6 protein-coding genes are annotated in these 10324 nt (G+C 71.4%); 4 read left to right on the top strand and 2 right to left on the bottom strand.

Translation table 11 applies throughout. From position 1 onward, the window contains the following. Positions 1 to 5 precede the first annotated feature (5 nt). The 4 genes from nuoL (at position 6) to ACYU96_RS05510 (ending at position 6677) form a co-directional block, all read left to right on the top strand. On the top strand, positions 6 to 1961 hold the full coding sequence (nuoL, locus tag ACYU96_RS05525; protein ID WP_460749995.1) for an NADH-quinone oxidoreductase subunit L: 1956 nt from the start codon (positions 6 to 8) through the stop codon (positions 1959 to 1961). 12 nt (positions 1962 to 1973) lie between these two features. Next, positions 1974 to 3587 (top strand): NADH-quinone oxidoreductase subunit M, encoded by a 1614-nt coding sequence (locus ACYU96_RS05520; RefSeq protein WP_460749993.1) that lies wholly within the window; start codon positions 1974 to 1976, stop codon positions 3585 to 3587. Further along, a complete protein-coding gene (gene nuoN / locus ACYU96_RS05515) occupies positions 3587 to 5485 on the top strand; it encodes an NADH-quinone oxidoreductase subunit NuoN (RefSeq protein ID WP_460749991.1) in 1899 nt (632 codons plus the stop codon). The genes ACYU96_RS05520 and nuoN overlap by 1 nt, the downstream gene beginning before the upstream one ends. Before the next feature lie 178 nt (positions 5486 to 5663). Then, on the top strand, positions 5664 to 6677 hold the full coding sequence (locus ACYU96_RS05510; RefSeq protein ID WP_460750584.1) for a polyprenyl synthetase family protein: 1014 nt from the start codon (positions 5664 to 5666) through the stop codon (positions 6675 to 6677). A gap of 79 nt (positions 6678 to 6756) precedes the next feature. Here the strand turns inward: ACYU96_RS05510 and ACYU96_RS05505 are convergent, their stop codons facing one another. Beyond that, positions 6757 to 7764, bottom strand: coding sequence for a thiamine ABC transporter substrate-binding protein (locus tag ACYU96_RS05505; RefSeq protein ID WP_460749988.1), 1008 nt, complete (start codon positions 7762 to 7764; stop codon positions 6757 to 6759). Between the two features lie 63 nt (positions 7765 to 7827). After that, positions 7828 to 10275, bottom strand: coding sequence for a hypothetical protein (locus ACYU96_RS05500; RefSeq protein ID WP_460749985.1), 2448 nt, complete (start codon positions 10273 to 10275; stop codon positions 7828 to 7830). Between the last annotated feature and the right edge of the window lie 49 nt (positions 10276 to 10324).

The following is a 10324-nucleotide window of genomic DNA, read 5'->3' as shown; positions in this document are numbered from 1 at the left end:
AAGAGATGACAGACGTGATCGGGTTCGCCCCCTGGCTGGTGGGCTTCCCCCTCGTCGGCGCGGCGATCCTGCTGCTCGGCGGCCGTTCGCTGGACCGCTGGGGGCACTGGATCGGCGTGCTCGCCTCCAGCGCCTCGGCGCTGCTGGGCGGCTTGCTGCTGTTCCGCATGATCGGCACGGAGCCCGCGGAGCGGGTCGCCGACCACCACCTGTGGACCTGGCTGTCCGCGGGTGGCCTGGACGTGGACCTCGGGCTGCGGCTCGACCCGCTGTCCATGACGTTCGTCATGCTGGTGACCGTCGTGGGCACGCTCATCCACTTCTACTCCGTGGAGTACATGGCGCACGACCAGCACCGGCGCCGGTTCTTCGCCTACCTCAACCTGTTCGTCGCGGCCATGCTGCTGCTGGTGCTCGCGGACTCCTACCTGCTGCTGTTCGTCGGCTGGGAGGGCGTCGGGCTGGCGTCGTACCTGCTCATCGGGTTCTGGGACCACAAGCGCCCCAACGCGGTGGCCGCGAAGAAGGCGTTCGTGATGAACCGCGTGGGCGACATGGGGCTCATCGCCGCCATGGCGCTGCTGTTCTCGCACACCGGTGCCCTGGACTTCGGCACGCTGTTCGACGCCGGCGCCGCGGGCGCGGGCGAAGGCCTCGTCGAGGCCACCGGCGCGGTGAGCACGCTCGACCAGGGCACGGCGACCGCGATCGGGCTGGCGCTGCTGCTGGCCGCGTGCGGCAAGTCCGCCCAGTTCCCGCTGCAGGCGTGGCTGGGCGACGCGATGGCCGGCCCGACGCCGGTCTCCGCCCTCATCCACGCCGCCACCATGGTCACCGCCGGCGTCTACCTGCTGGTGCGTTCCGGACCGATCCTCGACGCCGCGCCCACCGCGCAGCTCGTCGTGGTGATCGTCGGGACCGTGACCCTGGTGTTCGGGGCGGTCGTCGGCTGCGCCAAGGACGACATCAAGAAGGCGCTGGCCGCCTCCACGATGTCGCAGATCGGGTACATGATGCTGGCCGCCGGGCTCGGCCCGGTCGGCGCCACGTTCGCGATCTTCCACCTGCTCACGCACGGCTTCTTCAAGGCGGGGCTGTTCCTCGGCGCCGGCTCGGTGATGCACGGCATGAACGACGAGGTGAACATGCGCGGCTTCGGCGCGCTGAGCCGTGTCATGCCGCTGACCGCGTGGTCGATGGTGTTCGGCTGGCTCGCGATCCTCGGCATCCCGCCCTTCTCCGGGTTCTGGAGCAAGGACAAGATCATCGAGACGGCGTTCGTCGGTGAGGGCTGGCAGCCGTGGGCGTTCGGCAGCGCCGCGCTGATCGGTGCGGGTGTCACGGCGTTCTACATGACCCGCCTCATGACGATGACGTTCTGGGGCCGCCCGCGCTGGACGGAGCCGGAGTACCACCCGCACGAGTCACCGGCGCTGATGGTGTGGCCGCAGGTGATCCTGGCGGTCGGTTCGATCGCGCTGGGCGGGGTGCTCGCGTTCGGCGACGTCTTCAGCACCTGGCTGGAGCCGTCCGTGGGCCACGCGGAGCACCACGAGCCGGTGCTGCCGGTCGCCGTCCTGATGGCGGCGACGATCGCCGTCGTCGTCCTCGGGGCCGTCGCCGGGTACGCGATGTACCGGCGCGACGTGCCGGCCGAGGCGCCGCACGGGTCGTTCCTGACTCGCGCGGCCCGCCGGGACCTGTACCAGGACGAGACCAACGAGGCGCTCGTGCTGCGGCCGGGCCAGGGCGTCGCCGCCGTGCTCGTCACCGGGGACAAGGGCGTGGTCGACCGGGGCTGGGGCGCGCTGGCCGGCGGCGTCGCCGCGGTCGGCGCCTGGCTGCGCAAGGCGCAGACCGGGTACGTGCGTGCGTACGCCGCCTCCATGGCGGCAGGCGTGCTGATCATCGCCGTGGTGGTCGTGCTGGTCGCGACCGTCGGGCAGTCGGCCGGAGCGTAAGGAGACATCGAGATGACCTTTCCCTGGCTGACCGCCCTGGTGGTCTTCCCACTGGCCGCGGCCGCGGCCGTGTGGCTGCCCGGGCTCGTGCGCGGGCGGCGTGACACCGCCGGCGGCGCGGGCCTGGCCAAGACGACGGCGCTCACCGCCGCGCTCGTCGAGGTGGTGCTGCTGGTCGGCGCGTTCCTCGAGTTCGACACGGCGACCGCCGCCGAGTACCAGCTGGCCGAGACCCATGCGTGGATCCCGCAGATCGGGGCCTCGTACGCGCTCGGGGTCGACGGCGTGAGCCTGCTCCTCGTCGCGCTCGCCGTGGTGCTGGTGCCGCTGGTGCTGGCCGCCGCCTGGCGCGAGCAGGGCGAGAACGGGCTGCACCTGCGCCGGTACGTCGCGCTCGTGCTGATCCTCGAGGCGCTCATGGTCGCGGTCTTCGCGGCGCGCGACGTGTTCCTCTTCTACGTGCTGTTCGAGGCCGTGCTCATCCCCGCGTACTTCCTCATCGGCGGGTTCGGGCAGGGGCCGGAGCGCCGCAAGGCCGCCGTGAAGTTCCTGATGTTCTCGCTCGCGGGCGGGCTCATCATGCTGGCCGCCGTGATCGCGCTGTACTTCCAGGTGCCGGTGGACCCCGAGACGGGGCTGCGGCCCGAGGACGCGTTCCTCACCGCGAACCTCACGGGCCTGGGGCTCGACCCGGTGGTCGGCCGGATGCTGTTCTTCGGGTTCTTCATCGCGTTCGCGATCAAGGCGCCGATGGTCCCGGTGCACACCTGGCTGCCCGACGTCGCCGGCAACGCCACGCCCGGCACGTCCACGCTGCTGATCTGCGTGCTGGACAAGATCGGCACCTTCGGGATGCTGACCCTCTGCCTGCCGCTCTTCCCGGAGGCGTCCCGCTGGGCCGCTCCGCTGGTGATCGGCCTCGCGGTGATCTCGGTGCTGTACGGCGCGATCGCGGCGATCGGGCAGACCGACCTGCTGCGGCTCGTGGGCTGGACCTCGGTGAGCCACTTCGGCTTCATCATCCTGGGCATCTTCACGTTCACGGAGCTCGGCACGGCCGGTTCGGCGTTCATGATGCTGAACCACGGGCTGGCGACCGGCGCCCTGTTCCTCACCGCCGGGTTCCTCGTCTCGCGCCACCCCGCCAGGTCCCAGGTCATCACCGACTACAGCGGCCTGCGCACGGTCACGCCGGTGCTCGCGGGGACGTTCCTGGTGGCCGGGCTCGCGACGCTCTCGCTGCCCGGCCTGGCGACGTTCGTCTCCGAGATCATGGTGCTCATCGGCGCCTACGGCGACACCCCCGGGTGGGCGCTGGCCGCCGTGCCCGGCGTCGTGCTCGCCGCGGTCTACATCCTGCTCACCTACCAGAAGATCTTCACCGGCGACGTCGCCGAGGGCCTGGAGAAGCTGCCCGACATCGGTGCCCGGGAGCGGCTCGTCGCCGCGCCGCTCGTGCTCGGTCTGCTCGCGCTCGGCCTCGTGCCGCAGCTCGCGCTGGACTACGTCGACGCGCCCGCGACCGAGACGGTCGCCGTCGTCGAGGCCGTGGACGACGGCGCGGCCGACGACGACGCGGCGGGTGCGGACGACACCGGCGCCGACGTTGCGGAAGGGAATGAGTGATGCCTGATATCACCGAGTTCGTCGCCCCCGAGGTCGAGTGGGTCGCGCTGGCTCCGCTGCTGATCGTGCTGGGCACCGGCGTGGTCGGCGTGCTGGTCGAGGCCTTCGTGCCGGACCGGGCCCGCCGTGTCACCCAGATCGCGCTCACCCTCGCGGCGCTCGTCGGGGCGGTGGTCGCCGTCGGCGTGCTGTGGGGGATGATGCAGCAGACCCTCACGGCGACGTCCGAGGCCGACGTGGTGCTCAACCCGCAGGTGCTGGGCGGCACGCTGATGCTCACGCCGTTCGCGCTCGGGGCGCAGGGGATCATCGTCATCCTCGCGTTCCTGGGCGTGCTCGTCGTCGCCGACCGCACGTCGACCGGCGAGGACGCCTTCGCCCCGACCGCCGCCGCGGTGCCGGGGACGCACTACGAGGACCTGGCCCGTACCGCGGACCTGCGGCAGACGGAGATCTACCCCCTGCTGCTCTTCGCGGCCGGCGGCATGATGCTCTTCGCCTCGACGGACGACCTGATCGTCATGTTCATCGCGCTCGAGGTGCTGTCGCTGCCGCTGTACGTGCTGTGCGCGACGGCACGCCGTCGTCGGCTCCTGTCCCAGGAGGCCGCGGCGAAGTACTTCCTGCTGGGTGCGTTCGCGTCGGCGCTGTTCATCTTCGGCGTGGCGCTGATCTACGGGTTCGGCGGGACGGTGCGGCTCACGGCGGTCTCGAGCGCGGCGCAGCAGACGCTCGCGCAGTCGGGCGCGCTGCCCGACGGGATGTCGACGCTGTACCTGACCGGCGTCGTGCTCGTCGTCGTCGGCCTGCTGTTCAAGGTGGGCGCGGTGCCGTTCCACTCGTGGACCCCCGACGTCTACACCGGCGCGCCCACGCCGATCACCGGTTTCATGGCCGCCGCCACGAAGGCCGCGGCCGCGGTGGCGCTGGTGCAGGTGCTGTGGCGTGCGGGCTTCGGCATGCCGCCCCAGGTGCTGGAGCAGCTCCAGCTCGCGGTGGTCGTGATCGCTGTGCTGACGATGGCCGTGGGCACCGTGGTGGGCGCCGTGCAGACCGACGTGAAGCGCCTGCTGGCGTACTCGTCGATCGCGCACGCCGGGTTCATCGTGACCGGTGCGGTGGGGTTCGCGACGCTGGTCGACGGCGGCGCCGTCGTCTCCGGGAGCCAGACCGCCGGGGGCAACGTCTTCGCGGGCGAGACCATCCAGGGCATCCTGTTCTACCTGCTGGCCTACGGCGTGGCGACGGTCGGTGCGTTCGGCGTCGTCTCGCTGGTGCGGGAGCGGTCCGCCGACGGCGTGGTCCTGGGCGAGGCCACCGACCTGACCGCCTGGCGCGGGCTGGGCCGCCGGGCTCCGTGGCTCACGGCCGCGTTCTCGCTGTTCCTGCTGTCGATGGCGGGCATCCCGCTGACGGCCGGGTTCGTGGCGAAGTTCGGTGTGTTCTCCGCGGCGGTGGCGGCCGGCTTCTGGTGGCTCGCGGTGGTGGGCGTCCTGGCGTCGGTCGTCGCGGTGGCGTTCTACGTCCGGGTGATCGTCGTCATGGTCATGACCCCGTCGAACGCGGACCACGTTGCCGCGGAGGCCGCCGAGGGCGAGGCCTCGGACAGCGCGCAGGCCGGGGCCGGCTCCCCGGGCGGCGCGCCGACGACCGCGGTCGACCGTCAGGACGGCGGGTCCGAGGCGGCTGCCGCCCCGGGCGGGGTCGCCACCGCCACCGTGTTCGGGCGGCAGGTCGAGGAGGTCACCGAGGCCGAGGCGGCGGACGCCGTCGTCGTCGGCTCGCGCGGGCCCGCTGCCGTCGCGATCGCGCTGTGCGCGCTGGCGACGCTGGCGCTCGGGCTGTTCCCCGCGCCGGTGCTCGACCTGGCCGAGCAGGCCACGCGGTACATCCCGTGACATCGGGTATCGCGCGGGCGGGTGCTGTCGTCGCGGATCACGCCGGTGTGCCGGTGTGGGCGACTCCACCACGCCCGTGCACCGGCCCGGTTCACGGAACCGGGCCGGTACGAAGTAAGTTCGTCCCGTGACTTCTGCACCCCATGAGACCGACGCCACCGCGGCGGCCCGGACCGACCTGGCTGCAGCCGCCGCGGCGCTGGGCTTCCCCGTGCAGGACACCGAGCTGGCGAGCCGGCTCGCGGACCGGCTCGCCGAGGTGGACCAGGCGCTGGCCGACGCCGTCGCGCAGGCCGACGCCCTGGCCGACGACGTCGCCCGCCATCTCGTCGTCGCCGGTGGCAAGCGGTTCCGGCCGCTGCTGACGCTGCTCTGCGGCGCGCTCGGCGACGGGACACGGCCCGAGCTGGTCGACGCGGCGATCGTCGTCGAGCTGACGCAGGTCGCCTCGCTCTACCACGACGACGTCATGGACTCCGCCCCGGTGCGGCGCGGGGCCCCGTCGGTGCACTCCGTATGGGGCAACTCGGTGGCGATCCTCGTGGGGGACATGCTGTTCGCGCGCGCGTCGCAGCGCGTCGCGGAGCTCGGGCCGGAGGCGGTGATCATCCAGTCGAAGACGTTCGAGCGGATGTGCCTCGGCCAGCTCCACGAGACCACCGGCCCGAACCAGGACGAGGACCCGGTCTCGCACTACCTGCAGGTGCTGAGCGACAAGACGGCGAGTCTGCTGGCGACGTCGGCCCGGCTGGGTGCGATGTTCGGCGGCGCGCCGGCGGACCAGGTGGAGGCCGTGGACGCGTACGGCGAGCGGGTGGGCGTCGCCTTCCAGCTCGCCGACGACGTGCTCGACATCGCCTCCGACGGCGCCACCTCCGGCAAGACTCCCGGCACCGACCTGCGCGAGCACGTCCCGACGATGCCGGCACTCCTGCTGCGCAAGCGGGTCGAGGCCGACGGCGCACCGGGCGACGTGGCGCTGCTGGCCGCGCTGGAGGGCGATCTGACCTCGGACGAGGCGCTGGCCGACGTCGTGCGTCGCCTCCGCGAGCACGACGTCCTGGCCGAGACCCAGGAGCTGGCGCGCACCTGGGCGCAGGAGGCGGCGGACGAGCTGGCTCCGCTCCCGGCGGGCCCGGTCAAGGACGCGCTGACCGAGTTCGCGGCGGCGGTGGCCAACCGGACGGTGTGACGACCTCGGGGACCCCGGGAGGACTGTCCCGGCCCGTCCCGAGGATCGCCCCGGCCTCAGCCGCGCGTGACGGCCGCCCTCAGCCGTCCATGATCGAGTGCCACGCCTCGATCGACGGCTCGCGGTGCTCGGTGAGCTCCTCCGGATCGAGCTCGTGCGGGTCCTCGGGCCGCGGCAGCGGCCGGAACTCCTCGGGCGGGCGCGCGCCGGCGTCCGCCGGGTACAGGGACATCGACGCCGGAAGGTTCTGCTGGACCGCGTCCGACACGAGGAACTCCAGGAGGTCCTTGCCGCCGTCCCGGTTCGCCGCCCCGGCCAGGAGCCCGGCGTACTCCTCGTGCCGGAAGCAGGTCTCCAGCACGGCGGCGGTGGTGGGCTTGCCGTCCTGCCCGGCCGTGCCCGCCGGCGACGTCGAGTAAGAGACGACCAGCGGACGGTCGCCGTCGCCCTCCGCACCGCTGAAGTCGTCCGTGTAGGCGTCCTCCCAGGAGGAGGCGGTCTTGACGTCGTTCTCCCGGAGACCGGTCAGGTAGCCGCCCATCCCGACGTCGCCGTACTCGTCCACCACGGCCAGCAGGAACGCGAGACCGAGCGGTGAGGTCGCCGGGTCCGGCACCACCAGCAGGCCCTGGTACCGCGGGCTGACCAGGTCGTCGAGGCTCCGGGGAACGGGGAGGCCCTGCTCGGTGAACCAGGAGGTGTCCGCGTTGACGCAGACGTCGGCCGTGCCGATCGGCCACAGGTAGTTGACCTCGGTCACGCCCTCCCCGGCCAGGCGCGGCGCCAGCGTGTTGTCGACACCGAGCACGACGTCTCCGGGCGGTGTGTCGCCGGCCTGGACGAGCCGGCCCGCGAGAGCGCCCGGATCGTCCGCGGCGTTCACCTCGACCGTGAGCCCGGACTGCTGCTCGAACCGCTCCAGCAGACCCTCGTCGAGGGGGAAGGAGCCGTGGGTGACGACCGTGACCGTGCCTGGCGCCGCCGGAGGGGCGGAGTCCTGCTCGTCGTCGGGCCCGCCCGTGCATCCGGCAAGCAGCAGCGCGGCGGCCGCCACCGTGGTCGTCGTGCTGCGGTAGGACATGGACATGGACGATCCCTTCGATTCTCCTGCTGATCTCACCCGGGCGGGCGTCACGCTCGGACCACCCGCCTACTCGTCCAAGAACGTGTCGTCCTCTTCCTCCTCCTCGACGAGCGACTCGAACCGGACCACCTCGTCGCCCGGCCGGGAGTAGTTGCCGTTGAAGGACCAGTTGATGTACCCGCCGTCACCCTTGCGGGTCACCTTGCCGGAGTCGAGGCCGACCACGTAGAAGCCGTCCACCTCGGCGAGGTACTGCCTCCCCTTCACGTCGGGCGCGAAGTCCAGGTCGATGTCCCGGTGGTAGACGATGATGTTCTTGTCCGGGAAGGCCTTGCGGTACTCGTTCACCAGCGACTTGCTCTTCTCCCCGCGGCCACCGGGGACGTCGCCGTGGAAGTCGGTGCCCGGGTAGGGGCTGTCGCCGTCGTCCTCGTCGTACAGCGGGTTGCCCTCGTCGCCGCCGGCGCCCGTCTTCTCCTTGCCGTCGGTGTAGTAGTCGTCGTCCGGCACGAACTCCTCGTGCTTGCATCGCGGGGCGGGCTTGATGACGCGCTTGTCGCCGTTCACGTCGGTGATCTCGAAGGAGGACTCCTTCAGGACCCGCTCCTCGTCGACCGTCGTCCACTCGGCGCTGAACAGGTCGATGCCCTGCCACCCGAGGTTGATCTCGCCGCCCTCCTCGACCTTGGTGTCGTCGTAGGTGAGCTCGCGGACGTTGCCGTGGTCCCTGAGCGCTTCCTCGATCTCGTCGTCCGCGGAGTCCTTCTCGTGGATCTCGATGTCGCCCTTGATGAGCTCGCCGTTCTCGTCGCGCGGGAAGAGCTCGTCGACCATCGGTTGGAACGTGTCCCGCAGGCCCTCGTACTGGTTGAAATCGAGGATGAACTCCTGGACCGTCGAGTTCCCCTCGCTCTCCGTCCGGGTGTAGCCGCCACCGGCCGTGAACCCGTAGGGGAGCTCGGCCTCGACGTCGATCCCGGCGTTGTAGAGGTGGGTCAAGGCCTGCTCGTCGATCGTGATGTAGATCTGGACCACATCGCCCGCCGCGTCGAAGTACACCGTCGTCTTCGTCGAGCCCTTCCACTCGGCGCCGGCCCCGACGCTGCCGCCGCCCGAGCCGCCGCCGGACTTGTTGCCCTTGCCGAAGGACTTGCCGCCGCCGAGGGAGCCCCCGATGAGGAACCCGCCGATGTCCGTGGAGGTGTAGCTCACCTCGTACAGGCCGTTGTCCCAGTGGCGGTCCTCGACCATCACCTCGCCCTCGTACCCGCCCTCGATGCCGCCGCCCAGGGTGCCGTTGTCCCCGGAGATCCCGCCTTCGAAGGTGATCGTCTTCGTCTCGGCGTCGGCCTCGGTCACGATGTGGTGGTCGGGCTCGTCCTCCATGAACTCGTCGTAGTTCGTGTTGGCCTCGGGGCAGCGGGCGCCCATGCGGGTGCCGCAGGCCGAGTCCCGGGCGTCCTCCATCGAGCCCTCCTTCTCCTTCCAGTCGATCCAGTCCTGGGCGTCCTGCCGGTTGACGAACTCGTACGTGGTGTCCTCGACGTCCCCCTCCAGCGCGGAGACGCCGAAGGAGATCGGGGACCCGAAGATCTCGTCGGCGGAGGCGCCGAAACCGAGGCTGTCGCCCTTCAGCCGGTGGACGCGGACCCGCCCGTCGCCGAGCTCCTCGATCAGCACGCCCTGGGAGGAGCTGAACTTGAAGAAGAGGAACTTGCCGGACTGCTCCTCGGAGTGGGTGTTGATCTGGATGTAGCAGTCCGGCTCCATGTTGTCGTACGCCTCGGTGACGCACTGGTCCAGGATTCCGGCGGCCGCCGCCCGGTCCCGTCCGGGCTCGGCGTCCTTGTACAGCTCCCACTCGGTGTCGCACACGTCCTCGGGCACCGGCAACCACTTGCAGCCGATCCGGACCTGCGGCGGGTCGAGGCTGATCTCCTCGCTGGACGGCTTGGTCCTGTTGCAGTCCTCGTCGTCCGGGTCGTCGCTCGGCTCGCCCCAGCCGGTGGTGATGCAGCCGGCGAGGTCTTCGAGCTCCTCGCGCTCGTAGACCTCCTCCTCGTCGCCGAACAGGTCGCGGACGTCGTCGTCGACGCAGCTCTCCGGCACGGGGTACCACACGCAGTCGATCTGGATCACCGCGGGCGTCTTGTCGTCGTCGCCCACGGTGACGGGGACGACGTCGGTCGTGACGGTCTCCTCGCACGGACCGTCGGGACCGTCGTCGTCAGAGCCTGGGCCTCCGCCGGGACGGTCCTGCCCGCCGGGATCGGAGCCCTCGACACACTCCTGGTACCCCTCGGAGTCGCCGATCGACTGCACCGCGCACACGAGCTGCCGGCCGACGTCGGCCCCGACCGGGGTCGCCGCAGCGACGACCAGGAGCACGATCAGCAGGATGACGCCGACGATGCCGACATACTCGGTCAGGCCCTGCCCTGCCTCCGGGTCGCGCGGGTGCGGGCGGCGGCGAATCGACAGTATCGGGAGGTCGGAGCTCTGGGGGCGAAGCACGCGCCCCAACCTACAAAGCCCGGCGCCGCCACCGCGACCGACCAGGGAC

The sequence above is a fragment of the Myceligenerans cantabricum genome (assembly GCF_054777735.1).
This window is presented reverse-complemented; position numbering and strand designations above follow the sequence as displayed.